24 protein-coding genes are annotated in these 26,889 nt (G+C 59.8%); 12 read left to right on the forward strand and 12 right to left on the reverse strand.

From position 1 onward, the window contains the following. Positions 1–3: 3 nt before the first annotated feature. The 4 genes from RIB87_RS03830 to RIB87_RS03845 all read right to left on the reverse strand — a co-directional run bounded on the left by RIB87_RS03830 (position 4) and on the right by RIB87_RS03845 (position 3,247). Positions 4–171, reverse strand: a complete 168-nt coding sequence (locus RIB87_RS03830) for a Flp family type IVb pilin (RefSeq protein WP_350143684.1) — start codon at positions 169–171, stop codon at positions 4–6. A 12-nt stretch (positions 172–183) separates the two neighbouring features. Continuing rightward, a complete protein-coding gene (locus RIB87_RS03835) occupies positions 184–606 on the reverse strand; it encodes a (deoxy)nucleoside triphosphate pyrophosphohydrolase (protein WP_350143686.1) in 423 nt (140 codons plus the stop codon). A 158-nt stretch (positions 607–764) separates the two neighbouring features. Next, positions 765–2,249 carry a bifunctional glutamate N-acetyltransferase/amino-acid acetyltransferase ArgJ gene (argJ, locus tag RIB87_RS03840; protein ID WP_350143688.1) on the reverse strand — a complete coding sequence of 495 codons (1,485 nt, stop codon included), beginning with the start codon at positions 2,247–2,249 and terminating at the stop codon, positions 765–767. Positions 2,250–2,365: 116 nt separating this feature from the next. Continuing rightward, a complete protein-coding gene (locus RIB87_RS03845) occupies positions 2,366–3,247 on the reverse strand; it encodes a peptidylprolyl isomerase (RefSeq protein ID WP_350143690.1) in 882 nt (293 codons plus the stop codon). A gap of 275 nt (positions 3,248–3,522) precedes the next feature. Between RIB87_RS03845 and secA the strand changes: the two genes are divergently transcribed. Beyond that, complete coding sequence (secA, locus tag RIB87_RS03850) at positions 3,523–6,318, forward strand: preprotein translocase subunit SecA (RefSeq protein ID WP_350143692.1); 2,796 nt, start codon at positions 3,523–3,525, stop codon at positions 6,316–6,318. A gap of 110 nt (positions 6,319–6,428) precedes the next feature. On the opposite strand, the gene RIB87_RS03855 is transcribed toward secA, so the two are convergent. Both RIB87_RS03855 and RIB87_RS03860 read right to left on the reverse strand, forming a co-directional pair. Then, on the reverse strand, positions 6,429–7,772 hold the full coding sequence (locus RIB87_RS03855) for a spinster family MFS transporter (RefSeq protein WP_350143694.1): 1,344 nt from the start codon (positions 7,770–7,772) through the stop codon (positions 6,429–6,431). Between the two features lie 68 nt (positions 7,773–7,840). Continuing rightward, positions 7,841–9,157, reverse strand: coding sequence for a spinster family MFS transporter (locus RIB87_RS03860; RefSeq protein WP_350143696.1), 1,317 nt, complete (start codon positions 9,155–9,157; stop codon positions 7,841–7,843). Positions 9,158–9,379: 222 nt separating this feature from the next. Between RIB87_RS03860 and RIB87_RS03865 the strand changes: the two genes are divergently transcribed. The 3 genes from RIB87_RS03865 to RIB87_RS03875 all read left to right on the forward strand — a co-directional run bounded on the left by RIB87_RS03865 (position 9,380) and on the right by RIB87_RS03875 (position 12,535). Beyond that, a complete protein-coding gene (locus RIB87_RS03865; protein ID WP_350143698.1) occupies positions 9,380–10,027 on the forward strand; it encodes a PAS domain-containing protein in 648 nt (215 codons plus the stop codon). A gap of 127 nt (positions 10,028–10,154) precedes the next feature. Then, positions 10,155–11,324, forward strand: a complete 1,170-nt coding sequence (locus RIB87_RS03870; RefSeq protein WP_350143700.1) for an epoxide hydrolase family protein — start codon at positions 10,155–10,157, stop codon at positions 11,322–11,324. Then, on the forward strand, positions 11,321–12,535 hold the full coding sequence (locus RIB87_RS03875) for an epoxide hydrolase family protein (protein WP_350143702.1): 1,215 nt from the start codon (positions 11,321–11,323) through the stop codon (positions 12,533–12,535). The genes RIB87_RS03870 and RIB87_RS03875 overlap by 4 nt, the downstream gene beginning before the upstream one ends. A 3-nt stretch (positions 12,536–12,538) precedes the next feature. Here RIB87_RS03875 and RIB87_RS03880 read toward each other — a convergent pair whose 3' ends face one another. Next, entirely contained in the window at positions 12,539–13,498 is a 960-nt protein-coding gene (locus tag RIB87_RS03880; RefSeq protein ID WP_350143704.1) for an acetyl-CoA carboxylase carboxyltransferase subunit alpha, read from the reverse strand. A 206-nt stretch (positions 13,499–13,704) separates the two neighbouring features. On the opposite strand from RIB87_RS03880, the gene RIB87_RS03885 reads away from it, so the two are divergent. Together RIB87_RS03885 and sigJ are read left to right on the forward strand one after the other, a co-directional pair. Then, on the forward strand, positions 13,705–14,286 hold the full coding sequence (locus RIB87_RS03885) for a hypothetical protein (RefSeq protein ID WP_350143706.1): 582 nt from the start codon (positions 13,705–13,707) through the stop codon (positions 14,284–14,286). 2 nt (positions 14,287–14,288) lie between these two features. Then, positions 14,289–15,194, forward strand: a complete 906-nt coding sequence (gene sigJ, locus RIB87_RS03890; RefSeq protein WP_350143708.1) for an RNA polymerase sigma factor SigJ — start codon at positions 14,289–14,291, stop codon at positions 15,192–15,194. Between the two features lie 5 nt (positions 15,195–15,199). Here sigJ and RIB87_RS03895 read toward each other — a convergent pair whose 3' ends face one another. From RIB87_RS03895 to RIB87_RS03910, 4 genes are all read right to left on the reverse strand, one after another. Then, the gene (locus tag RIB87_RS03895) at positions 15,200–16,180 is read right to left on the reverse strand and encodes an HpcH/HpaI aldolase/citrate lyase family protein (RefSeq protein WP_350143710.1); all 981 of its coding nucleotides are present in this window, start codon (positions 16,178–16,180) and stop codon (positions 15,200–15,202) included. Positions 16,181–16,248: 68 nt separating this feature from the next. Beyond that, a complete protein-coding gene (locus RIB87_RS03900; RefSeq protein WP_502943225.1) occupies positions 16,249–17,190 on the reverse strand; it encodes a site-specific tyrosine recombinase XerD in 942 nt (313 codons plus the stop codon). A gap of 40 nt (positions 17,191–17,230) precedes the next feature. Then, entirely contained in the window at positions 17,231–19,141 is a 1,911-nt protein-coding gene (locus RIB87_RS03905) for a hypothetical protein (RefSeq protein WP_350143714.1), read from the reverse strand. After that, positions 19,134–19,274, reverse strand: coding sequence for a hypothetical protein (locus RIB87_RS03910; protein WP_350143716.1), 141 nt, complete (start codon positions 19,272–19,274; stop codon positions 19,134–19,136). The genes RIB87_RS03905 and RIB87_RS03910 overlap by 8 nt, the downstream gene beginning before the upstream one ends. A 257-nt stretch (positions 19,275–19,531) precedes the next feature. Between RIB87_RS03910 and RIB87_RS03915 the strand changes: the two genes are divergently transcribed. From RIB87_RS03915 to RIB87_RS03925, 3 genes are read left to right on the forward strand one after another with little or no spacing between them, the layout of a single operon-like run. Beyond that, positions 19,532–20,107 (forward strand): shikimate kinase, encoded by a 576-nt coding sequence (locus RIB87_RS03915; RefSeq protein WP_350143718.1) that lies wholly within the window; start codon positions 19,532–19,534, stop codon positions 20,105–20,107. A 52-nt stretch (positions 20,108–20,159) separates the two neighbouring features. After that, positions 20,160–21,314: a 3-dehydroquinate synthase gene (gene aroB, locus RIB87_RS03920; RefSeq protein WP_350143720.1), complete on the forward strand. Its 1,155-nt coding sequence runs from the start codon at positions 20,160–20,162 to the stop codon at positions 21,312–21,314. Then, positions 21,311–22,597 (forward strand): HlyC/CorC family transporter, encoded by a 1,287-nt coding sequence (locus tag RIB87_RS03925; protein ID WP_350145557.1) that lies wholly within the window; start codon positions 21,311–21,313, stop codon positions 22,595–22,597. Before aroB ends, RIB87_RS03925 begins: the two co-directional genes overlap by 4 nt. Positions 22,598–22,600: 3 nt before the next feature. Here RIB87_RS03925 and RIB87_RS03930 read toward each other — a convergent pair whose 3' ends face one another. Beyond that, complete coding sequence (locus RIB87_RS03930; RefSeq protein WP_350143722.1) at positions 22,601–22,885, reverse strand: BolA family protein; 285 nt, start codon at positions 22,883–22,885, stop codon at positions 22,601–22,603. Between the two features lie 98 nt (positions 22,886–22,983). Here RIB87_RS03930 and RIB87_RS03935 point away from each other — a divergent pair, with 98 nt between their 5' ends. From RIB87_RS03935 to cobT, 3 genes are all read left to right on the forward strand, one after another. After that, entirely contained in the window at positions 22,984–23,637 is a 654-nt protein-coding gene (locus RIB87_RS03935) for a J domain-containing protein (RefSeq protein ID WP_350143724.1), read from the forward strand. Positions 23,638–23,907: 270 nt separating this feature from the next. Next, entirely contained in the window at positions 23,908–24,903 is a 996-nt protein-coding gene (cobS, locus tag RIB87_RS03940; RefSeq protein WP_350143726.1) for a cobaltochelatase subunit CobS, read from the forward strand. Between the two features lie 22 nt (positions 24,904–24,925). Then, positions 24,926–26,863: a cobaltochelatase subunit CobT gene (gene cobT, locus RIB87_RS03945; RefSeq protein ID WP_350143728.1), complete on the forward strand. Its 1,938-nt coding sequence runs from the start codon at positions 24,926–24,928 to the stop codon at positions 26,861–26,863. Positions 26,864–26,889: the final 26 nt, after the last annotated feature.

The following is a 26,889-nucleotide window of genomic DNA, read 5'->3' on the forward strand; positions in this document are numbered from 1 at the left end:
GGCCTAGTTGAAGCCGTCGCCCGCAGTTGTGAACAGGCCAGCCACGTCCACACCCAGTGCATTGACCGAGACAATCATGGCCACCGCAATGCCGCCGGCTATCAGGGCATATTCAATAGCTGTTGCGCCGTTTTCATCGCGCCAGAAATCTTTCAGGAAAGCCCGTGTCATCGCGTCAGTTCCTCAGCCCAAAAAGTCGCGTATCAGGGCCACCAGCGGCACATCCGCAGGTGGCATATCGTAGTCGCGCATTCTGACCGGCCTGACCCACTCAAGCGCTGAATGTTCCAGCGCGCGAACCGTGCCTGACCAGCGGCGGCACACATAAAGCGGCATCAGCAAATGCCAGTCTTCTTTTTCCGGCGCGTCAGCCGGGTAGGTGTGACTGGCAAACGTCAAAGGCGCCAGGCACGCCGCCGTTACATCAATATCCAGCTCTTCCTTCAACTCACGGATGAGCGTCACTTCCGGCGTTTCTCCCGCTTCAACCTTGCCGCCGGGAAACTCCCAGAGCCCCGCCATTGCCTTGGTCTGCGGGCGTTTGGCAAGAAGCACACGCCCTTCAACGTCAACAAGGGCACAGGCGGCAACCAGAACAATCCGCATGGGACACACCAATCAGATTTGAAATAAGTCTCGCATCACGCCCGTTAAGAAGACATGACGCCAATACTCCACACCCACACAAGGCCGGTCACAACCGGCTGGCAGCGTTAACAAAACATGACCCGCGATAGCGCGCCGGGCAAAAGTGGGCGTGCGTGTTAGCTGCGATAGTCCGCATTGATGGAGATATAGCCGTAGGTGAGGTCACAGGTATAAACCGTGGCTGCGCCCGGGCCGATGCCCACATCCACTTCGATCACAATTTCCTGGCCCTTGAGGTGCCTGGCGACGGGTGCTTCATCATAGCCTGCCACCGCCTGCCCCGCCTTTGCCACCTTGATGCCCCCGAAGCTGATAGCAAGTTTGTCGCGATCCGCAGGTTCACCCGCCTTACCCACAGCCATGACAACCCGGCCCCAGTTTGCGTCCTCACCGGCAATCGCCGTTTTGACCAGTGGTGAGTTGGCAATCGACATGGCAATGCGCCGCGCCGAGTTATGGCTTTCGCCGCCGGTTACGGTGATGGAAATGAACTTGGAGGCCCCTTCGCCATCGCGCACCACCTGCATGGCAAGGTCTTGCATCACGTCTGCCAGCGCCGCCCTGAACGCACGCAGCTTGGGGTCGCCGGGGCGGGTGATGGGCGCGTAGGGGGCTTTCTCACCATCGGGGCCACGGCCGGTTGCAAACAGCAGCACGGTGTCGCTGGTTGACGTATCGCTGTCCACCGTAATGGCGTTGAAACTATCGCGCAGATTGATGTCGAGCAGCGCCCCCAGCGTGCGTTGGGAGATCGCTGCATTGGTGAAAATGTAAGACAGCATTGTTGCCAGGTCAGGTGCAATCATGCCGGACCCTTTGGCGATGCCGGAGATCACAACAGGACTGCCGTCAATCTCGACGGTGCGCGACGATGCCTTGGGGAAGGTATCCGTCGTCATGATGGCCCGCGCGGCAGCTTCAAACCCGCCCGGCTGCAACGCATCAAACGCCGATGGCAATGCGGAAGTGATCTTTTCTGCCGGCAGTACTTCGCCGATCACGCCCGTTGAGCCGATGAACACATCTTTTTGGCGCACGCCTGCAAGTTTGGCGGCAGCAGCGGCGGTCGCCTTGACGGTGTCCATGCCTGCCTTGCCGGTGAACGCATTGGAATTGCCGGATGTTGATACCAGCACCCGGCCTTCACCGCTTTCAAGATTAGTACGGCACCACTCAACGGGGGCCGATGCCGTGCGCGACCGCGTCAACGCGCCCGCAACCGTTGTGCCCGCGGGCATGACGGCGAGCAGCAGGTCTTCGCGGGTCTTGTATTTTATCTGTGCGCGCGCCGTGGCCATGGCAAGCCCGGGCACGTCAGCGACTTTGGGAAATGAAGCGGGCGCAAGCGGCGACACCGCCAGTGTTTTACCGGCGCTCTTTGTAGCGGGTTTGGCTTGCGTCTTGCGCGCACTTTTTGGCGGCGCGGACTTTCGCTGCGCAGGCTTGGCCCCACGGGCGGGAGTAGCCTTGCGGGCTGGTTTCTTTTTGGCAGCGCTTTTGCCGGTCGCGGAACGCAATGCCTTTTTGGCCTTCGAAAGTGTCTTGCGCGTAGGCTTTGCCTTGCCGGAAGAACCGGAACGTGACGAGGATTTAGCTACCATGGGAAGGGTCACAAATGAGAGGGTTGGCGAGGACACCACTGTGTACGGACAATGCCTGCAATTTCAATTGCAAACCGACTGCAAAGTCAGGTCTGAAACGTCAGGTCTGTATGGCACTACTCCTGCGACGGAACAATCTGCGGGCGGGTTGCGTTCTCACCGGGAAAGACCACCTCTGCCTCGTTGCGCACGCCTTCAATAAACGGTGCGGCCTTTTCTTCACGCAACTGCGCCTTGATGCCGTCTTTCACATCCTCAAAGGCCACAAGCTGCTGCGGACGCTTGTCCTCAACCTTGATGACGTGCCAGCCGAAGTCGGATTTGACCGGCGCTGAAATGCCGCCGGTTTCAAGCGCAAAAGCCGCCTTTGAAAACTCCGGCACCATTCGGTCCGCCACGAAATAGCCAAGGTCGCCACCCTCCTTGCCGCTGGGGCCGGTGGAGACTTCCGCTGCCAGTTCGGCAAAACCCTCGCCCGCCTCAATACGCGCAATGACGGCAAGTGCTTCTTCCTCCGTGGCCACCAGAATGTGACGGGCACGGACTTCTTCTTCAAGTTCCACCTGCGCGACCTGTTTGTCGTAAAACGCCCGTGCTTCGTCGTCGCTTACGGCGTCCTGCAACTGGCGGGTCAGGTAAATGTCCCCCAGCGCCTTTTCAGTGGCAAACGCTACCTGCCGCAGCACGTCCGGGTCATCGGCGAGGCCGGCGTCGCGGGCGGCAGCCGCCAGCGCCTTGCGATCAACCATCAGGCTGACGAGATATTCAAACTTCACATCTTCCGGCACACCGCTGAGCTGCTGGGCCAGATCCTGTTCCGCCAGTGCAATGTCCGAGTAGCGGATTTCCGCGCCATCAACTGTCGCGATCACTTCGTCCACTACATCAGGCGCTGCTTCCTCCTGAGCCAGAGCTGGCACGGTCGCCATAAACGCCGCCAGAACAAAACTGCCGAAAAAGGCGCGCACAGGGGTAAGCAAAACAAGACCAGCGGACATGCAAAAAACTCCGGTTCACGTGTAATTCAGGCGCAAAAGACACCATTATGCCTTAGGCGTTGAAACAAGGCCCATCTTCAGCACGAAGCCGGGCTGCTCACAAGTCGCATTTATGACGGGTTTTCAGGCATTTATGGGGCACACGGTTAAGGCATAGCGCAGGCGCTTCGCGTTGACACGCCCAATGCCCCCTACTATCTCTCGTGCGCGTCTTTCCCTGCTGTGGGGTAGGCGCGCCGCCCTCAGGTATCCCGCAGGTAAGGTTTCAATCGGTCATGGTCTCCCTTGGAAGTATCACCAGAAGCATTTTCGGCTCCGCCAATGACCGGCAGCTGCGCAAGTACCAGCAAAAAGTTGACCTCATCAATGCGCTGGAGCCTGAACTCGAAGCGCTGAGCGATGCGCAACTGCTGGCGCGCACCGATGAGTTTCGTGAAGAAATCAAGAACGGTGCCACTCTTGACGACCTGCTGGTGCCAGCCTTCGCCACCGTGCGCGAAGCCGCCAAGCGTACACTGGGTCAGCGCCACTTCGATGTGCAGTTGATCGGCGGCATGGTGCTGCACGATGGCCGCATTGCCGAGATGAAAACCGGCGAAGGCAAGACGCTGGTGTCAACACTTGCCGCCTACCTCAACGCCCTTCCTGGTGACGGCGTGCATGTGGTGACCGTCAACGACTATCTGGCTGAACGCGACTCAAAGTGGATGGGGCAGGTGCATGAGTTTTTGGGCCTGCGCGTCGGCGTCATTCTGCATGCCATGGATGATACCGCCCGCCGCCATGCCTATGGCGCCGACATCACCTACGGCACCAACAACGAACTCGGCTTCGACTATCTGCGCGACAACATGAAATATTCGCTGGCCGAAATGACCCAGCGCGGCCACAAGTTTGCGATCATCGATGAAGTGGACTCGATCCTCATCGACGAAGCCCGCACGCCGCTGATTATTTCAGGCCCCACAGAAGACAATTCCGACCTGTACACAACCGTTGATGGCTTCATTCCCCTGCTCAGCGAAGAACATTACGAGCTGGACGAAAAGCAGCGCACCTCGGCGCTCACCGAAGAAGGCAACGAATATCTGGAGAAAATCCTGCGCGAAGCAGACCTTCTGCGCGGCGACAATCTCTATGACATCGAGAACGTCTCGATCGTCCACCACATCAATCAGGGCCTCAAGGCCCACAAGCTGTTCCAGCGCGACAAGGACTACATCGTCAAGAACGGCAAGGTGGTGATTATTGACGAGTTCACCGGCCGTATGATGGAAGGTCGTCGCTACTCGGACGGCATGCATCAGGCGCTGGAAGCCAAAGAGCGTGTCACCATCCAGCCGGAAAACATCACGCTGGCGTCGGTCACCTTCCAGAACTATTTCCGCCTGTATGAAAAACTCGGCGGCATGACCGGCACGGCACAAACCGAAGCCGACGAGTTTCTGGACATCTACAAGCTGGAAGTATCCGCCATTCCCACCAACGTGGACGTGGCGCGCATCGACGAAGACGACGAGGTCTATCGCACGGCAAAGGAAAAATACGAGGCCATTGTCGAACTGGTAAAGGACTGCGTTGAACGCGGCCAGCCGGTTCTGGTGGGCACGACATCTATCGAGAAATCCGAGATGCTGGCGGACTTCCTGAAGAAAAAGAAGGTGCCCCACAATGTGCTGAACGCCCGCTTCCATGAGCAGGAGGCGATGATTGTGGCGCAGGCGGGTGTACCGGGCGCTGTTACCATCGCCACCAACATGGCCGGTCGCGGCACCGACATTCAGCTTGGCGGCAACGCCGACATGCGCATTGAAAACGAACTGGGCGATATGGTGGAAGGCCCGGACCGGGACGCCAGGGAAGCAAAAATCCGCGCCGAGGTTGCCGAGCTCAAGAAAACCGCTTTGGAGGCTGGCGGTCTGTATGTCTGCGCCACCGAGCGCCACGAAAGCCGCCGCATCGACAACCAGTTGCGTGGCCGTTCGGGCCGTCAGGGCGACCCCGGCCACTCGAAGTTCTTCTTGTCACTCGAAGACGATCTGATGCGCATCTTCGGCACCGATCGCATGGACGGCGTGCTGCAGAAGCTGGGTCTTGAAGAAGGCGAGGCGATTGCGCATCCGTGGATCAACCGGGCGCTGGAGCGTGCGCAGTCCAAGGTGGAAGCGCGCAACTTCGACATCCGCAAGAACCTGCTCAAATACGATGACGTGATGAATGACCAGCGCAAGGTCATTTTTGAACAGCGCATTGAACTGATGCATGAAAAAGACCTGTCGGAAACCATCGCCGACATGCGCCACGAAGTAGTGGACGAACTGGTGGCCACGCATATTCCTGAAAAGGCGTATGCGGAACAATGGAATGCCACCGGCCTGCGCGAAGACGCACTGAAATATCTCAACCTCAGTATTCCGGTTGAAGAATGGGCGGCTGAGGAAGGCATCGCCAACGAGGAAATACATGACCGCCTGCGCCGTGCGGCGGATCAGGTCTTTGCGCGCACCGCCTCGCAGGTGGGCCCGGACATCATGCGCCAGGTTGAAAAGAGCGTGCTGCTGCAAACGCTGGACAATCACTGGCGCGAACATTTGCAGATGCTTGACCACCTCCGCCACACCATCGGGCTGCGCGGCTATGGCCAGCGCGACCCGCTGAACGAGTACAAGACGGAAGCCTACGAGCTGTTTGAAAGCCTGCTGCACCGGCTTCGCCAGGAGGTGACGGCCAAGCTGATGCATCTTGAAATCCGCAAGGCAGACGACGTGCCGCCGCTTGAAGACCAGCCGCTGCCCAAAATGGAAGCCCACCACATGGACCCGGCAACCGGCCGCGATGAAATGATGGATGCAGACATTGCGGCGTCCCGCGCTGCCCGTCAGGCACCCGGCAGTGGCGGCGGAGGCGGCAATACGATGTTGGCTGAACGCCCCTCCGGCACCGTGCGCAACAACCCCGGCACGGCACTTGACCCCAACGACACATCAACCTGGGGCAAAGTCGCCCGCAACGCGCCGTGCCCGTGTGGCTCCGGCAAGAAATACAAACACTGTCACGGAGCCGTGGCGTAGATACTGCGACCAGCTGATGCGTGCCTTCGCCGCGCACCAAAAACTGGTCGAGGAATACAAAAAGGGCCGCAGCAATTACTGCGGCCCTTTCTCATTTCCGATACTACCCGTTACTCAGCCGGCGTCGCCGCCGCCTGCGCCTTGATGCGCACGAGATGCCGCCCTGCCAGGTAGTAGTGCCAGGCACCCCACACAGCAGCGAACGACAGGATCAGCAGCGAGTAGCGCAGAGACTCCTTGCCGAACTCCGGCGCAAGCACGTCGCTAAGAATACCCACCGCCTGCGGCCCCAGGCCCATGCCGACAAGGTTCACGATGAACAGCATGATGGCGGATGCCAGAGCCCGCATCTTGAGCGGTGCCCGCGTCTGGATCATGGCAAAGCTTGGGCCAAGGTAAAATGCCCCCAGCAGCAGCGTCGGCAGATAGACGATGAGTGCAATGGTGAGGTTGGTCTCGAGGAAAAACCACACCACCAGAGGTGCTGCGGCCAACATGCCAACCGACACGATCCACATGCCGCCCGCGACATGTTTTTGCGTTGCCCGGTCAGCCATACGGCCACCCATGAACGCGCCGAGCCCGCCAAAGATGCCGATCGCAAAGGCCAGGTACGTGCCCACTTCAATCAGCGACATGCCGTGACTGCGGATGAAGAATGCCGCAATCCAGGTGGTGCCGCCATAACCAACAAAGGCCACCAGCATGATGCCAAACACGACGTTGCGCGACACGGGGTCTGACAGCAGGTGCTTGAAGCCGATAACGATCTCGCCCCACATCTTCGACCAGTCGATGGGCTCAGGATCTGAAGGCTCAAGCCCGTCAGCGGCACCGCGCTGGGGCTCAATCATGGTGTAGCGCACCAGCACTGCAATGATGAGGCCGGGCAGGCCAACAACAAAGAACGCCGCCCGCCAGCCGTAGTATTCAGCCACATAGGCCCCGGCGAGGAAGCCGATCATGATACCGAAATAAATACCCAGCGAATAAATGCCCAGCGCCCCGGCGCGTTCCTTTTCCGGGTACATGTCGGCGAGCATCGAGTGTGCAGGGGGTGACGCGCCCGCTTCCCCCACACCCACGCCGATCCGCGCGATGGCCAGCGTCCAAAAGCCAATTGCCAGCCCGCCCAGCGCCGTCATCAAGCTCCAGATGGCAACCGCGATGGCAATGATGTTGCGCCGGTTCCAGCGGTCCGCCAGAAACGCAACCGGCATACCCAGAGTTGCGTAAAACAGAGCGAACGCGAGGCCGGTCATGAACCCCATCTGCGTGTCTGACAAACCCAGATCAAGTTTCACCGGCTCAAGCAGCACGCCCATGATCTGCCGGTCCACGAAGCTGGACGTATAGACAACCACAAGCATGAATAGCGCATAGCGGCGATAGCCTGGCGTGATGCCGGGCACACCCGTTCCGCCAGGTGCCCCGGCGGATGTTTGCTCACTCATAAAGAACTCCTCCCAACGCGCCGCCATAAAAGGCGCGCGCGCTCCCTTATTCCCCCGGATGATCCGATTTACCTAGCGTTCGCACTGACCAGGTGCTTGCCCGCAAGGTAATAGTGAAAACCGCCCCATATGCTGATGAAAGACAACAGCAGCAAGGCATACCGAAGTGACTCCTGCCCGTATGCGGGTGCCAGCGCATCGCTCAGCACGCCCACCGCCTGCGGCCCAAGGCCCAGACCAATTATGTTGAGAATGAACAGCATGATGGCAGAACTCAAGGCCCGCATATGCACCGGAGCGCGGGTCTGGATCATGGCAAAGCTTGGCCCCAGATAGAACGCGCCCAGCAACACGGTGGGAATGTAGATGATGAGCGCCACGCTCGTGTCCACTTCCAGAAAGAAGAACACGATGATAGGCGCGGCTATGAACTTGGCAGCGGCCACAATCCACAAGGTCCAGCGCGCGTCTTTGGCCCCCAGACTGTCTGCCAGCCGACCGCCGGTGATCGCGCCGATGACACCGGCCCCGCCGATGACGGCAGCCAGATATTGTCCCACCTCAATCAACGACATGCCGTGGCTGCGAATGAAGAACGCGGCTCCCCAGTAAGCCCCGCCATAGCCGACAAACGACACCAGCGTGACGCCGATCACCACGTGGCGCGAAACCTTGTCGCCCCACAAATGCCTGAACCCGGCTGCCACTTGTGTCTTGGCGCTGGCCCAGTCAATGGGGCCGACGGGTGCGGCAATCTTGCCGTCGGAGTGTCCGCGTGGTGGTTCCTTCAATGTGAACCGCACAAGCAGCGCGATCAAAAGCCCCGGTGCGCCCACCACGATAAACGCCATACGCCAGCCATAGTCATGCGCCACATACGCGCCCACCAGAAAGCCGACCATAATGCCGATGTAAACGCCGAGCGCATAAATCGCCAATGCACCCGAACGTTGCTCGGCGGGATACAGATCAGCAATCATCGAGTGCGACGGCGGGCTGGAGCCTGCTTCCCCCACGCCAACACCAACGCGGGCAAATGCCAGCGACCAGAACCCCACCACAAACGCACAGGCAACCGTCATGAAGCTCCATGCAGTGACCGCGATCGAGATGATGTTGCGGCGGCTCCAGCGATCCGCCAGAAACGCGATGGGAATGCCCAGCGTTGCGTAAAAAATGCCAAACGCAATGCCGCCCAGAAAACCCATCTGGGTATCAGTCAGCAAAAACTCGTTGCGGATCGGCTCAAGCAGCACGCCCATGATCTGCCGGTCCACATAGCTGGATATGTAGGCAAGCAGCAGCACAAACAGCGCATAGCGACGGTAGGCGGGCGTTATCTCGACGGCGGCCTGTGGCAACGCCGACGGTGTTGTATCGCTCAATATGTCTCTCCCCCGGAGCCCTGACAGCCCCTTGTATCTTTGGCTGCTGGGCAGCCACGCGGCAGTTTTTTGCCGTTCTAAGCCGCAAACTGTAGGCGCTGTCTGGCCAAAACAACACCCATCCCTTTTGCCACACACCAGATTTTAACCCTGGCTCTGCTATTTATGGTTGTGTTTTGTCACCCGACACTATGCAAACGTGTTTGCCAGGGAGAGCGCCGGATGTCCGAATTACGCCTGGCCAATGCCAACAAAGCCCTGCTTGCCCGCTGGCATGCAGGGCGCGAAGGTCTGCATCTGCCGCGTCTCCCGGGCTCATACTTCAGCAAGCATGACAAAACTGCTGCTCATGTTGCCATTGAAGCGCGCACATCGGACGGGCAGGTTCGCATTGCGTATGCGGGTGACGCCATTACCATGCTGATGGGTGTTGATCTCACCGGCACGTCATGCATCAGCGCCTTTGGCGCTGAAGGCTGCGACGACCTGCAAAATCTGCTGGCCCATCGCTGGCTGACACCGGTGATTGTGCATTCAACCAGCAACGTTCCGACCTACGACGGCGGACTTGTGCAGCTGGAGTTTCTGAAACTGCCTTTCATGGTCAAGTCCATGACAGCGCTGGCTTACGTCGTAGGCATTGTGAAAACAGCTTCTGATTACGAAGCTGATAGCGGTGCCACCGCCCCGGACGGAAAAACCGTTTTGCGTGTGGCCGGGCAGATGAAAGACCGAACGACCCTGCTGCGGGATTTGCACGACCCCATCACCCTGCAAAAAATATCGACACCCCTCTCAATCCCGCCACATAACGCCATGCCCAGCCTGTTGGCGCATGTGGCAGACCACTCTGCTTCCAAAGCGGGCTGAAGCGGGCAAGTTGAAGGGAAACGGCGGCTGCCATAAAACAGGTGTGTCGGGCAATCAAACGCCAACCTGCCCGTGCGGTTGAACCGATGTTCAACTCAAACAAAACATGCTTCGGCAGGGACACACCATGCAGCCGCCACGCCCGTTCTCAATCTCCATTCCCGACGCCCAGCTTGAAAAGATCGCCACCAAAGTGCGTGACTTTGAGTGGATTGACGTTCCTGCGGACCATGGCTGGGCCTATGGGGCCAATCAGGACTATCTCAAGGCGTTCTGCACCTATTGGCTGGATGGCTATGACTGGCGTCATTGGGAGGCACAGCTCAACACGCTGCCGCAGTTCATTGTGCCGGTGGAAGGCATCGACATTCACTATGTGCATGTCAAAGGCTCAAATCCCGACAACCCGCCTTTGCTGATGACCCACGGCTGGCCCGGCTCGTTCTTCGAGTTTCATGATGTGGTTCAGCGTATTGCGAACCCGGCCGATCATGGCGGCGACGCTGAAGACGGACGCAATGTCATTACCCCCTCGCTTCCCGGCTATGCGTTTTCAGGCCGACCGGAAAAGCCCATGGGGCCACGCGCTGTTGCTGCTCTGTGGAACGCCTTCATGCGCGACGGGCTGGGCATTGAGCACTACATCGCGCAGGGCGGTGACTGGGGCTCGATTGTTTCGGGCTGGATTGCATTTGACCATCCAGTGACCAAAGGCGGAGGCTGCCTCGCGGTCCATCTCAATTTCCCCGGCGTGCGCGGTCCGCTTGAGCCCAAAACCGAAGAAGATCGGGCTTGGGTGCAGCACATGGCCGGTATGCAACTGCTTGAAACAGCCTACCTGCAGGTCCAGGGCACCAAGCCCCTGTCGCTTGCCTTCGCCATGTCGGATTCACCGGTGGGTCAGGCCGCATGGATTTTGGAGAAGTTCCACACCTGGGGGGACGTACGTGATGGCGACATGGACAAGACATTCAGCAAGGACCATCTGCTGACCAACCTTATGCTCTATGTGGCAACCGGCACATTCAACACGTCCACATGGCTCTATCGCGGTGTGTTTGAGGAAGGTGGCGTCAACCTGCCGCCGGGCGAAACAATCAACATTCCAACGGGCGTTGCCAACTTCCCCGGCGACACCGTGTATCCGTGGCCGCCACGCTCAATGGTTGAACAGGGTTACACCAATATTATTCAGTGGACGGACCATAAAGCCGGCGGCCACTTTGCAGCCTTTGAGCAGCCCGATGCATTTGTGGCTGACGTGATGGCGTTTTTGAAAAAGGCTCCGACAGCATGACAAATACAATCGCCGCTGACCCCTTCACCATTCACGTGCCCGACGACGAGATTGCCGATCTCAAGAAGCGTCTGGGTGCCACGCGATTTCCCAATGAGCCCGAGGGCAACGACGATTGGGAATACGGCACCAGCCTTACCTATATGGAGCGGCTGATTTCCTATTGGCGCGACGATTATGACTGGCGCGCCCATGAAGCGCGCCTCAACCGCTTTAACCACTACCGCGCAACCATTTCCGGCGATGATCTTGGCCTGCCGGACGAAGACCACCAAATCCATTTCATCTATGAGCGGGGTTCCGGCAGCAACCCGCGCCCGCTCATCCTCACCCATGGCTGGCCTTCGACCTTTGCCGAGTTCGAGCATGTGATTGAACCGCTGGCACACCCGGAGCGGTTCGGCGGCAATGCCGAGGACGGGTTTGACGTGATCGTGCCGTCATTGCTGGGTTTCGGCTTTTCCTCAAAGCCCCGCACGCCGCTGGGGCCGTCGGGCATTGCGGAAATCTGGCACACGCTGATGACAAAAGTCTTGGGCTACGAGCGCTATTGCGCGCAGGCGGGCGACTGGGGCTCCTACGTCACATCCCGCCTGGCCCTGCAACACGGCGACCAGATAGACGCCATTCACCTGACGATGCTGCCGTTGCGCCCCACCACAAAAAACGGTGCCAAGCCTGTCACCGACGAAGAGGCTGGGTGGATCAGGAAGATGCGCGAATGGTGGGCGCAGGAAGAAGGCTACCGGGTCATTCAGGGCACCAAACCCATGGCGCTTGCCTTCGCCCTCACCGACAGCCCGGCGGGCCTTGCAGGCTGGCTGGCGGATAAATATTACCGCCTCGGCGATACTGACAAGTCGCATACATTTGAGGGCATGGAGGCACGGTTTCCATTTGAAACGATCCTCACCCAGCTTTCCATCTACTGGTTTACCGGCACCATCAACTCGGCCAACACGCTGTATAAAGCAGGCCCCGCTGAACGGTCCGACAAGCTGAAGGCAGGCGAGAAGGTAACCGTGCCCACTGCCTATTCAGAGTACCCGATGGATACTTTGCCCAAGACGCCCGAACACTGGGGCGAGCGGTGCTACGACATTCGACGATGGCGCTACATGGAAAAAGGCGGGCACTTTGCAGCGCTCGAAGAGCCGGAATTGTTCGTGACTGATGTACGCGAGGCGTTTGCGGACCTGCTCAGCAGATAAACGCTAGACGATGCCTTCGCGGCCCATCTTGAGGAACTTCTGGCGGCGTTGCGCAATCAGTTCGTCACCTGACATGCCATCAAGCGCGGCAAGTTCTTCTTCAATTGCCTTGCCTGTTTCCGCCACGACCTGCGCCCGTTCCCGGTGCGCGCCGCCCACGGGCTCCGGCAAAATCCGGTCAATGACGCCGATCGACAACAGGTCCTGGGCCGTAATGCGCATGGCGGCGGCCGCGTCCTGCGCCTTGTCGGATGAGCGCCACAAAATAGACGAACAGCCTTCAGGCGAAATCACCGCGTAAATTGAATGTTCCAGCATCAACACCCGGTTGGCCGCCGCAATAGCCACAGCGCCGCCTGACATGCCTTCGCCGATGATGACTGAAATCAACGGCACCCGCAGCGACAGGCACCGGTCAATGGAGCGTGCAATGGCTTCCGCCTGACCGCGCGCCTCAGCGTCCTTGCCGGGATACGCGCCCGACGTGTCCGCCAGCGTGATGACCGGCATTTGAAACCGTTCAGCCAGCGACATCAGCCGCACTGCCTTGCGGTAGCCTTCAGGGTTGGCCATGCCGAAATTATGTTTGACGCGCGACTGGGTGTCAGAGCCTTTTTCCTGGCCGATCACCACAACGCGGCGGCCGTTTAACCGGCCAAGGCCGCCTTCCACCGCATGGTCCTCGCCAAAGGCGCGGTCACCGGCAAGCGGCGTAAAGTCGGTTATCAGCCGACCCACATAATCCTTGAAATGCGGACGGTTGGGGTGGCGCGCAACCAGCGTCTTCTGCCACGGGGTCAACTTGGAATACGTATCGGTCAACAGTTGCGACGCCTTGGTTTCAAGGCGGGTGACATCGTCCCCAATCTGCATGGTGGGGTCGTCTGCCGCCATCCGCCGCAGTTCCTGGACCTTGCCTTCCAGCTCGGCGACCGGCTTTTCAAATTCTAAATAACTATGCATCTGAACGGTGTGCGACCCTTTGATGAAGACGCGGCAAACTGGCGCGGGCACCCCCTGCTTGTCAACAAAGCACAAGGCGATTTTCGGCGAGATTCACCCCGCAAATACACGATTTGCAGCAGTTTCATTGCTTTGCACCTGTCACACGAGCGCCCAATACCCCGTCTGTTCACCACAGCAGACAATAAAACGGCAGGAGCATTGCCATGACAGCCCCACCCACAACCGGACCTATTTCCTTTTTCGCAGAACGCAGCCTGCGCCGTCTGGAGCGTCGTTACGACTATAATTTCGATTATGTGCGCTATCTGTGGCATATCTCCCGACCGGCGTTCAGGCGGTTTACTTTTGGCTTTGGCTGGTTTGCAAACGGTCGAAAGAACCTTCCCGCCGACGCGGGAGCAATCGCGGGCATTGTCAGCACTTTGCATGCCGATTGCGGCCCCTGCACCCAGATCACCGTCAATATGGCCCTTGAGGCCGGCGTCGATCCAACTGTTCTGAGCATGGCCATTGCCGGTGACATTGAGGCGCTGCCGAATGATCTTGCGCTCGTCTATCGTTTCACCAAAGCCATCGTGAACGGTGATTTTCAGGCCAGCGTTCTGCGCGATCAGATTGTGACCCGTTATGGCGAAAAAGGATTGATTGATCTGTCCACCATCATTTCAGTCGGGCAGGTCTATCCGGTGCTCAAACGCACGCTGGGTTTCGGTGAAACCTGCCTCAGGGTGCAGGTCGGCCCTCAAACCGTTGACGCCCGTCGCGCGGATGCCAAAGCTGCATAACCATGACAAAAACCGACGACACGCAAACCTTTGAACAGTTCCGCCCGGACCTCTTGCGACTTGCCTACCGCATGACCGGCGGACAGGCGGATGCAGAAGACATTGTGCAGGACGCATGGCTGCGCTGGCACCGAACACGCACGGACGACGTGCGCAATGCCCGCGCATGGCTGTCGCGCACCGTCGCCCGGCTGGCGATCGACCATTTGCGTAAGGTCAAAACACGCCGCGAAACATATGTTGGCCCCTGGCTCCCTGAGCCTGTGGTGACCGATGTGCCCGTGGCTCATCCACCGCTCCCCGGCGACGCGCTTGAAATCGCACAGGATGTATCGATGGCGCTGATGATGATTCTTGAAACCCTCAAGCCTGAGGAACGCGCAGCCTTTTTGCTGCGCGCCGCCTTCGAGCTACCTTATGCCGAGCTGGCCACTGAACTGGGCAAGAGCGAAGATGCCTGCCGCCAGATGGTGTCGCGTGCCCGAACACGCCTGCGCCAAAACCGCCCGCGTTTTGAAGCAACCGACCAGCAACACGAGGACCTGCTGTTGGCATTTGCCGGTGCAGCGCAGGCAGGCGACACAGCAGCACTCACCAACCTGATGACACCACATGCAAAACTGACGTCAGATGGCGGCGGCAAAGTATCGGCAGCACTGCGTGTGATTGAAGGGGCCGCCAACGTTGCATCACTTGTGGCCCATATAGCAGGAACCGCGAGCGCATTACCCGGCGACATAATGCCGATGCGCATAAATGGCCGTCCGGGATTTATCGTCGCGTCAAAAAACGCCATTGATGCCAGTTACTCAATCGACGTGGAAAACGGCCGCATTGCCGCCATCTACGTCATGCGCAACCCGGACAAACTTGCGCACCTGCTGGCACGCTCAAAGCCCGCCGAATGACCATGCTAGCGCCGCTTCGCAATCTGCTTTGCCTTGTCCACAATCACATTAGCCTGCTTGATGGAGGCCGCATCAATCAGTTTACCGTCGAGTGACACCGCCCCTGCGCCTGCCTTCTGGCTGGCTTTCATTTCCTTCAAAATCAGTTTGGCGCGTTTCACTTCGTCGGCGGGCGGTGTGTACATCTCGTTTGCGAGCGCCACCTGACTGGGGTGAATGGCCCATTTTCCTTCACACCCCAATATGGCCGAGCGCCGGGCCTGTGCGCGATAACCGTCCGCATCCGAATAATCGCCAAACGGTCCATCGACAGGCCGCAACCCGTTTGCGCGCGCAGCCGCGATCATCTGCACCATGGGTGTGTGCCACAAATCCTGCCAGTGAAATGCCCGCTCACCATTTTTGTCCGGGTCCAGAAGAATGCCGTAGTCAGGGTTTGGCCCGCCAATATTGGTGGTGCGCATCCCCATGGAGGCGGCAAAGTCAGCCGCACCAAAATGCAGCGCTTCAAGGCGCGGGCTCGCGGCCGCAATCTCGTTGACATTCGCCAGCCCCATGGCGCTTTCGATAATCACCTCGAGGCCGATTTTCTTTTTGCGGCCGGTCGCGGTTTCAATCTGCGTGATCAGCATGTCGATCGCATAAATGTCTGCTGCGGTTCCCACCTTGGGGATCATGATGAGGTCCAGCCGCTCGCCGCCCTGCTCCATGATGTCCACCACGTCGCGATAGCAATAATGCGTGTCCAGCCCGTTGATCCGCAGGGACAGTGTCTTGTCGCCAAACACATCCTCGTTCAGTGCCTTCACAGCATTTGCCCGCGCCGACGGCTTGTCGTCCGGGGCCACGGCGTCTTCAAGGTCGAGCGAGACAACGTCAGCCGGGCCCTGGGCCGCCTTGGCAAAAAAATGCGGGCTCGAACACGGCACAAAAAGCTGCGAGCGGTTGAGGCGTGCAACGGGTGTGCGAACAGGCGTAAAGCTCATGAGGGCAGGCTCCGATCCGGGGACAAGTCAGCCTCAAGTCATGCGGCAGAGACCGCACGACCGTCAACTCAGCGTTTCTGGTTTTTGGCAGCAAGCGGATGATGGGTGTTCACCAGGTCGGCCATCCGGCTTTCAAGCACGTGGGTATAGATCTGTGTCGTTGAAATATCGGCGTGCCCCAGCAACTGCTGCACCGAGCGCAAATCCGCACCGTGGGTGAGCAAATGTGTGGCAAACGCATGGCGCAGGGCGTGCGGCTTTACCGCCTCCGCATCAACACCCGCATCACGCGCAAGCACTTTGAGCAACTGCCCGAGCCGTTGCCGCGTCATGGGGTGCTCCGGGTCTGTGCCGGGGAACAGCCAGCGGCTGTTCTGCTTGCGATCCGACAGAACAATTTCGCGCGCCGGAAGCCACGCCTTCAGCGCGTCATGGGCATCGCGCGTCAGCGGCACCAGCCGCTCGCGCCCACCCTTGCCGCGGATCATCAGCACCCGTTCATCGCCACGCGCCGCCGCCAGCGGCAGCCCCACAAGCTCGCTGACCCGCATACCCGACGCGTACAGCATTTCAACCAGGGCGCGCAGGCGCAGCGCCTTGCCAAGCGTCTTGCCCCGGGCGACAGCGACAGCATTGCGCGCGGTGCCAAGCAATGCCGACACATCGTCTTCGCTCAGTGTGCGCGGTAACGGACGCCCCAGCCGGGGTGCATCAATAATGCTGGTGGGGTCGTCGTCGCGGTGCCCTTCGCCCAGCAAAAACCGGTGAAACTGCCGCAACGCTGACAACCGCCGCGCCTGCGTGCGGGCTGAAAGCCCTGACGCTTCCAGCGTACCCAAATAATCGCGAATGTGATCCTGATCCGCGTCGCCCAGACCTACCGGCGCAATAAACTGCGCAAACTCATCCAGGTCATACGCATAGGCGGTCAGCGTATTGGCGGCCGCGCCACGCTCCGCCACCAGCATTTCCAGAAAGGCTTCAGCGAGATGCGCTCCGGGGCCACGCAGACGTTGTTTCCTTGTGCCTCCTGAACGCCGTGGTGTGGGCTCAGCCTTCGGCATGTGCCCGCACAATCAGCGCCTCAACAGCAATCTGTCGGGCATCTTCTTCAAGGCCGGAACGGGCCAGCGCCGTCATGATGGCGGCAAGCGACCCCGGCGTCAGCACCCACGGCCCTGCCTGCCCAAGCCCGCCGTCGCTCTCAAGCAAGGCGAGCGAGGTGAGCGTCGCCAGCGCCGCCTCACCGGAGCGCCGGCTTTCAGCGGCAACACGCAGCGCACGCAACTGTGCATCGCCCAACCGAACGCCAAGCATATCCGCATCATCAAACTGCGCCCAGATGATTTGCGGCATCGGCAGGCCAAGCGACGCAAGAGCCTGCATTTCAAACGCCGTCAACCACTTTGCACCGGGATCATCATTTTGCAGGCGCACCTGCACGGCGGTGAGCGCAAGCTCCGGGTTCCACGGCACCACAAACGACGATTGCCGTGGCGTTGCAATGCGCACCAGTGCTTCCAGGCGCGAAATCTGTGCAGGTGCGGCCGTGGCCGCAATGCCGATCCATGCGTCGGCACGCAGGGCGTCTCCCAAAAGCGCCAGCGCTTCCACCATGAAAGCCGCCTGGTCAGCATGAACCATGGCTGGTGGAATGGCGCGCAGCGACCCTGCGAAGGCTGGCAGCAATCCGCCCCACCGGGTTTGGGGCGTTTGAGCAAACGCCTCCGCAATTGCTTCAAGCCGTTGTGCTGGTGACGGTGTATCCAGTGACGCCGCAAAAGCTTCAAGACGCGGGTTATCCACGGCACCGTCTTCTATGATCGCGCGGCGATAAAACTCGCCAAGCGTGCGTGCCGACATCAAAGCCCGCTCGCCGGCAGCTTCCGCAAAGGCAATACGTGTTGCCCAATCCAGCGAGGTGTCGTCTGCAAGCAGCGGCAGCAAGGCTGGTTCCGCGCGGTCCAGAATATTATCCGGCAGCGGCGCACCCGCCTCGGCAACCAGCGCATAATGCAGGCTGGAGAAAATCTCGTCGGACGGCACATCAAGTGCAGGACCACCTGCGGCCCGTGTTGCCAGTGCCACAAACGCCGTGTCGCTCCCCCTTTGTTCCCGGACCAGATCAACAGAGAGGAGAGCTGCCACCTGCAGGCCCGCGCGCGCCTGGCATAGCGCACCCAGTTCGAGTGCAAACGCTGCATAGGGATCGTCAGCCCCTCCTTCCGTCGGCAGTCTTGTCAGGTATCCGCACGCTTTGTCGGAGAAGCCCAGCGCCAGTGCCGCACGGGCGGCAGGCGCGGCGATCTGGGCGGTCATGTCACCAGCGGGCACAAGCCCCGCCAGTGCATCAACATCCGCCGCAAAGCCCGCATCATAGAGCGCGGCCATGCGTAGCCCCAAAATTGACTGGCCTGCACTGGCTCCCTGCGGCAGGTCACCGCGCGAAACAAGCAGCCGTCGGAAGAGGTCACCAAGAGCCGCAGACGGAGGCGGCGGCGTCAGCGACGCCAACCCGTCCTCAATGGCAAGCCGACGACTACCAGCCCACAGTTGGGGGGAAAAACCGCCCTCGATAGGGCCGATCAGCCCCACACCGTCGTCTGCCAGGCCAGACAGCCGGGCGACTTCGATGCCGGTACCTTCTTCACCCGGACGCGCGGCAAAACCTTCGGCAGGCTGGGTGGGGGGCAGGACTGCCGCATCGCCCGACGGGAACAAAACCTCAGGCGAGGTGGGGCCAAAAAAATCAGCAGGAAATTCTGCACCTGACTCAGCAGGCGGCAGAAGCGAGCGCGGCCCTGCCGGGCGGGCAAGCGGGGTTTGGTCGGGGTCCAGCAGTTGCTGCGTCAGGCTTGGTTCGGGAGCAGACGCAGGCGGCTCAAGAGGAGCCTGCGCCAGCGCAGCGCTGGTTGTAAGGCCAGCAACAAGCCAGGTTGCGACAATGCGGGCGCTACTCACCAAAGCTGTCATCGGGCAACGTCACTTCCACTGTGCTGACCTGCGGCTCAAGGCTAGAGCCCATCACAACAAGAACCGTAAAGCCGACTGCCAGAAGAACGATGAAGGCCAGAAGCAAGCGCAGCGCGGTCATGACGGAATGAAGCCTCATGGTTGATCGGCGGTCTGCAAAAAGCGCAGACATACCGCATGGTTTGATGGGATCAGCACGACGTGGCACACCGTAGCATGGAGCCGCCAATCCACATTACTCCATATGCCCCGTTTGGCAGAATTACGGCAGTTCTGGCCCTCAGCGGCATGACAGCTTAGATTGTGCCCTTCTAACGACACCGTGCTGCCGGTTTTAACCCGGTTAACAGGCGGAAATCATCAGGACCAACCACCCGTATGCGTGCCGACGCCAACCCCGAAAAAACCGCCAACCCTGTGTCCAGAACTTCCGCCCCTTTTGGCGGTCGTGCCATCGTGCTTGTGGGATTGATGGGTGCGGGCAAAACCACAGTCGGGCGCAGGCTGGCCCAGCGCCTTGAGCTGCCTTTCGTGGATGCGGATGCAGAAGTGGAAGCCGCCGCAGGGCTGACCATCCCGGAAATCTTCGAGGCCCATGGCGAACCCGCGTTTCGCGATGGCGAACGCAAGGTGATCGCACGCCTGCTTGATGGTGGCGCGCAGGTGCTGGCAACCGGCGGCGGTGCGTTCATGGACCCGGACACCCGCGCCCGCATTGCCCAAAGCGGCATTTCGGTGTGGCTGAAGGCCGATCTGGATGTGTTGATGCGTCGCGTTGGTAAACGCCCGAACCGCCCGCTGCTCGAATCAAATGACCCGCGTGCAGTCATGGAAAAGCTGATGCATGAGCGAAACCCGGTCTATGCGCAGGCTGACATTGCTCTTGAAACCGGCGACGGCCCCCATGAGGACGTGGTGGAGCGGCTGGTGACAGAACTGGAAGCCTACCGGTGAGCGCGCATCCGGACTGGACGCGCGGGCCAATAGAGGCCATATCCCAGCGATCATGAACACCCCCAACCATACGGCCCATGCCGCAAAAGCGGATACTGTTCCCGTCAGCCTTGGTGACCGCTCCTACGATGTGCGCATCGGCTCGGGGCTGTTGCAGGCTGCTGCCGGGCACATTCAGCCGCTACTCAAACGCCCGTTTGTGCTGATTGTCACAGACGCCACGGTGGCCGCCCTGCATCTTGAACCCCTGACCCGCGCCCTCAATGACGCCGATATCAAGACGCTGCCCATCGTGCTGCCCGCAGGCGAGGCCACCAAGAGCTTTGCCCATCTTGAAGACCTGCTATCGCAATTGATCGACGCAGGTGTCGAGCGCACCGACATGATTATTGCGCTTGGCGGCGGCGTCATTGGCGACCTGGCAGGCTTTGCTGCGGCCATTTTGCGGCGCGGCGTAGATTTCATCCAGATCCCCACAACGCTGCTGGCACAGGTCGATAGTTCCGTAGGCGGAAAAACCGCCATCGACATGGCGCAGGGCAAAAACCTGGTCGGTGCCTTCCACCAGCCCCGCCTTGTGCTGGCCGACATCGACGTGCTGGCAACGCTCGACAAGCGCGAACTGCGGGCAGGCTATGCGGAAGTCGTCAAATACGGCCTGATTGATGATCCGGAGTTTTTTGCCTGGCTCGAAACCAACGGCGCGCAGCTTCTGGACGGTGACACCGACACCCGAATCCAGGCTGTGCGGCGCAGTATCGCTGCAAAGGCCCGTGTGGTAGCCGCTGACGAACGCGAAGGCGGGCAGCGGGCCCTGCTCAATCTGGGGCATACTTTTGGCCACGCGTTGGAAACGGCCGCCGGCTATTCCGGCGACCTGCTGCATGGCGAAGCGGTTGCGGCGGGCATGGGCATTGCCTTTGACGTATCAGTGCATCTGGGGTTTTGCCCGGCGGATGACGCTGAGCGCGCCAAGGCTCATCTGCGCGCGTCAGGCCTTCCTGCTGGCATTACCGATCTTGAAAAAAGCAACAGGTTGAAAGTGCCGGATGCAGACGACCTGATCCGCCTGATGGGTCAGGACAAGAAAGTATCCGGTGGCAAAATCACTTTCATTCTGGCCCGTGGCATCGGCCAGTCTTTCATTGCACCGGACATCGACATGGAAAAAGTCGCTCAGGTTTTATCCAATAAAGAGGCTGCATAGTGGAAACCTCGATCCTGATTTCACTTGGGGCCGTATTTGTCCTGCTGTTCTTTTCAGGCTTTTTTTCAGGGTCTGAAACAGCGCTGACTGCAACCAGCCGTGCGCGGATGCATACGCTGGCGCGCGGCGGGTCAAAACGCGCAGGCATCGTCAGCCATCTCATTGCGTCGCGCGAGCGGCTGATAGGTGCCATTCTGCTGGGCAATAATCTGGTCAACATTCTGGCATCCGCTATCGCCACCAGTGTGTTCATCCAGCTTCTGGGTGATGCCGGGGTGGTCTATGCAACCCTCGTGATGACTGCGCTGGTACTGATATTCGCCGAAGTGCTCCCCAAGACATACGCCATCACCAACCCGGACCGCATGGCCCTGTTCGTGGCACCGGCCATTCGCGTGGTTGTGTTCGCCTTTGCGCCGGTCACATCTGCTGTTCAGTTTATCGTCCGGCGCACGCTGCGGCTTATCGGCGCCAATATTGATGATGGTGCCGAGGTGCTGTCAGCCCATGAAGAGCTGCGCGGTGCCATTGACCTGCACCATCAGGAGGGCGGTATGGAAACCCATGACCGCCATATGCTGGGTGGCATTCTGGATCTGCGCGACCTGGAAGTGGCTGATGTCATGGTTCACCGTAAAAACATGCAGGCCATAAGCCTTGATGACGAACCGCAGGTAATCGTCGAGCAGGTGTTGGCCAGTCCGTTTACACGGATACCCTTGTGGCAGGATGATGCGGACAACATCATTGGGGTGCTGCACGCAAAGGACTTGCTACGTGCACTGATTTCGCACGATGGCGATCCTACGGGCCTCGACATTCAGGGCCTTGCCAGCAAGGCATGGTTTGTACCTGAAACAACCGCACTGGTTGAACAGCTCAACGCCTTCCGCGACCGCAAATCGCACTTTGCCCTGGTGGTGGACGAGTATGGCAGCATCATGGGGCTGGTCACCCTCGAAGACATCATCGAGGAAATTGTCGGTGAGATATCTGACGAACATGACGTTGACGTAAAAGGCCTGCGCCCGCAGCCCGACGGCACCTGCAATGTGGATGGCACACTGGCTGTGCGCGACCTCAACCGCGCGCTTGATTGGCAACTGCCGGAAGAAGAGGCGATCACCGTGGCTGGCCTGGTCATCCACGAAGCCCAGACCATTCCTGAAGTCGGACAGGTGTTTTCGTTTTATGGCTACAAGTTTCAGGTGCTGCGCCGCCACCGCAATCAGATCACCGCGCTCAAAATCACGCCCCCGCGCAAAGTCCACGCGGCGGATTAGGAGTTATTGCCACTCTTCAGCGGGCGTGATCGCCTTGATCTGCAGCATATGAACCGGGCCGCGCAGTTCGTCGGCCAATGCCTCGTTCACCAGCATGTGGCGCTCGATACGCGACTTGCCGTCGAATGCCTGCGACACAACTGTTATCTTGAAATGGGATTCACCTGCTGCTGCACCATGCCCGGCCCCTGAATGCCCCGCATGACGTGCCGAATCGTCAACAATCTCAAGGCGCGACGGTTTGAGCGCCGCGGTGAGCTTTTGGTGAATTGTTTCGGCCACACTCATGGGTTCATTCCTTCAGGTTTGCCCTAAAGCGGATAACAGAAGAGATTGCTACACTGCATTGGGTTGTTTCGTAACGGGTAGGTTCACATAATCAAGCCATGAGTTCCTGGTCCAAATATCGCGAGTTCGTCAAGGTTCCGCCGCGCTCGCGCAATGCCGCCGAAGAGCAGGCGCAGCGCCGCCGTGCCCGCAAGCATAATTGCGCGTGGCCCGGCTGCGATGCCGAAGGCGTCCACAAAGCCCCCACCGACAAAAGCTCTACTGGTGACGCGCGACGCTACCGCTGGCTATGCGTGGAGCACGTGCGCGAGTTCAATAAGTCGTGGAATTACTTTGAGGGCATGTCGGACGCGGATGTCCGCCGGTTCCAGCGTGAGGCGGCGACCGGCCACAGGCCCACATGGAGCGTTGGCTCCAACCGCAGTGCGGCCGCGGCAAGCAAGTTCGGCTTTGTTGGCTCTGAGGCCGACCCTACCGTCTATGACCCGCACGGCTTTGCCAGCGACAGCGGCACCAAAAAGGGCACCAACGGTGCCGCCCGCCGCCGCCTGCGCCCCAAGGAGGGCAAAGCGCTGGAGACGCTTGGTCTTGACGGGGAGGCGTCTGCGAACGACATCAAGAGCAAATACAAGCGGCTGGTAAAGCTGCACCATCCAGATGCCAATGGCGGTGACCGCTCCTCGGAGGAGCGTTTACGCAGCGTCATTGAGGCCTATGGCTATCTCAAGTCAACGGGCTACCTCAAAACCTGAAGGTGGGTTACGGCCCGCACTCAAGGTTTGCTAGAGTGCCGCCCATCAAAGTCACCCCATGCGGTTTTGCGAATAGGCGATATGCGCAATACCTCATGCAAACGCCTTTCTTTGTATTGCCTTGTGCCCGCAAGGGTTGAGACAATGACCTGGAAAGCCATTCCCGGCAGCAGCAGGCCCGCAGGCAGGCCCCATGCGCTGGTTCCTACGCGCAAAGGCCCAAAGCCTTTGCGCCCAACACGATTGTAAAAAAGAGCATTTGTCAGCCCAATGACTGAAACCCACACCGGCATGATGCCCACCCACGCTCCCGACACGACCGTCATGGTCAAAGATGTTTTTGGGTTCGACTCAGATCTGGAAGTCCCCGCCTTCAAGGAAAAGAGCGACTACGTTCCCGACTTCGACGAGAACTACATCTTCAACAAGGAAACCACGCTGGCTATTTTGGCGGGCTTTGCCCACAACCGCCGCGTCATGGTGCAGGGCTATCACGGCACGGGTAAGTCCACTCACATCGAGCAGGTGGCGGCACGCCTCAACTGGCCCTGCATCCGCATTAACCTGGACAGCCATGTCAGCCGTATCGACCTTGTGGGCAAGGACGCGATCGTGCTCAAGGACGGGCAGCAGGTAACGGAGTTCCGCGAAGGCATTTTGCCGTGGGCGCTTCAGCACCCCGTTGCACTGGTGTTTGACGAATATGACGCCGGCCGCCCGGACGTGATGTTTGTCATCCAGCGCATTTTGGAAGTGTCCGGCAAGCTGACCCTGCTCGACCAGAACAAGGTACTGCGACCGCACCCATCCTTCAGGTTGTTCTCCACCACCAACACCATTGGTCTGGGGGATACGTCGGGCCTCTATCACGGCACGCAGCAGATCAACCAGGGCCAGATGGACCGCTGGAACATCGTCACCACGCTCAACTACCTGCCGCACCAGCAGGAAACGGACATCGTGCTGGCAAAGGCCGAGCACTATCAGAATGACGAAGGCAAAAAGACCGTCGCCGCCATGGTGCGCGTGGCTGATCTCACCCGCAACGCCTTCATCAATGGCGATATTTCCACCGTCATGAGCCCACGCACGGTGCTGACATGGGCGGAAAACGCCGAGATTTTCGGTGATGTCGGTTTTGGTTTTCAGGTAACCTTCCTTAACAAGTGCGATGAGCTGGAACGCGCCACGGTGGCGGAGTTCTATCAGCGATGCTTTGGTGAAGAGCTGCCCCAATCCGCAGCTAACACTCTGGCAGTTGCCTAAGCGCATTTGAGGCAGACAGAACGTGTCCAGCGGCAAGGAAAATCCGGTCGAGCCCTTCAAGCGGGCGGTGACCATGGCGTTGCGCTCAATTGCTGGGCGCGATGACCTAACGGTCAATTTCGGCACCGAGCCTGCCAGCCTGCGCGGCAGCAACGTACGCCTGCCCCTGCCCAGCCGCGACCTGCCGGAGAACGAAGTAGCCCAGTGCCGGGGCTCCGCAGACTCAATCGCTCTGCGCATTGCCCATCATAACGCTGCGACCCATCAGCACCTTATGCCTGCGGGCGGCACCGCGCGCGCGGTGTTTGAAGCTGCTGAAACCGCACGCGTTGAAGCTCTTGGTGCCAACGCGATGAAAGGTGTTGCCAATAACCTGACAGCCGCGCTGGACGACAAATGCGACAAGCGCGGCTTTTCGACCATCACCGATCGTGCCGATGCGCCGATTGAAGAAGTCGTAAGCATGTTGGTGCGTGAAAAGCTGACTGGCATCGCACCGCCGGATGCTGCCACCGCGATGGTGGACTTGTGGCGCCCCTGGGTTGAAGAGAAGGCTGGCCAGAACCTGGAAAAACTCATCGACATCAGCCACGACCAGGAGGCCTTTGCTCGCGCGACCCGCGACATCATCGCCGACCTCGATATGGCTGACGAACTGGGCGACAACCCGGACCAGTCTGACGACGACAGCGACGATGATGACGACGGCGACGCCCCCGGCGAAGACAACATTGAAGGTGGCGAGGCGGAGCAGGCTGAGGGCATGTCTGCCGAGCAGCTTGAAATGGCCGACGGCGAAGGCGATGACGGCGAAGAACAGGCCGTTGAGGTGGAAGCCGAAGATCAACAGGTGGAAGGTGACCCGGACGACAGCGCCGAAGGCCAGCAACCATGGCGGCCCGACGGCACCGCTGACAACAATCGGGGCGTCGGCTATCGCATTTACTCCGCTGCCAACGACGAAGTGATTGTAGCCGAAGACCTGTGCGACACCGACGAGCTAGCGCGTCTGCGGCAATATCTCGACCAGCAGTTGCAACAGATGCAGGGCGTGGTCGGCAGGCTGGCCAACCGCCTTCAGCGCCGCCTTCAGGCAAAGCAGAACCGCACCTGGGAGTTCGACCTTGAAGAAGGGATGCTGGATGCCGCCCGCCTGTCGCGCATCGTCATCGACCCCATGCACCCCCTCTCCTACAAAATGGAGAAGGACATGAACTTCCGCGACACCGTGGTGACGCTGCTGCTGGACAATTCAGGCTCCATGCGCGGCAGGCCCATCACGGTGGCCGCCATGTGTGCCGACATTCTGGCGCGAACCCTTGAGCGCTGCTCGGTCAAAACAGAAATCCTCGGCTTTACAACCCGCGCCTGGAAGGGCGGCCAGTCGCGCGAGCGCTGGCTGGCGGATGGCAAACCCGCCAACCCCGGCAGGCTTAACGATCTGCGCCACATCATCTACAAATCTGCGGAAACCCCGTGGCGACGCGCCCGGCGCAATCTCGGCCTGATGATGCGTGAAGGGCTGTTGAAGGAAAATATCGACGGAGAAGCGCTGGTATGGGCGCATAACCGCCTGCTGGCCCGCCCCGAACAACGCCGTATCCTGATGGTTATCTCTGATGGTGCGCCCGTGGATGACAGCACTCTGTCGGTAAACTCCGGCAACTACCTTGAACGGCACCTGCGCGAAGTCATCGAGCAGATTGAAACCAGGTCACCCGTTGAACTGATTGCCATCGGCATCGGCCACGATGTGACGCGCTACTACAAGCGCGCCGTCACCATTGTGGACGCAGAGCAACTCGGCGGTGCCATGACCGAAAAGCTGGCAGAACTGTTCGAGGACGATGTCCGCGCAGGCAAGCGCAACACGTCGGGACCGCGCGACCAACGCGGGCGGCAGCGGCGCGGAGACATGCCCCAGGTGCCACCACAAACGTCTGCAACCGCCACCAGGTAGCTGATACCGCCTTCGCAGGAGTGCAA

It is taken from the genome of Pyruvatibacter sp., assembly GCF_040219635.1.
Lineage (GTDB): Bacteria > Pseudomonadota > Alphaproteobacteria > CGMCC-115125 > CGMCC-115125 > Pyruvatibacter.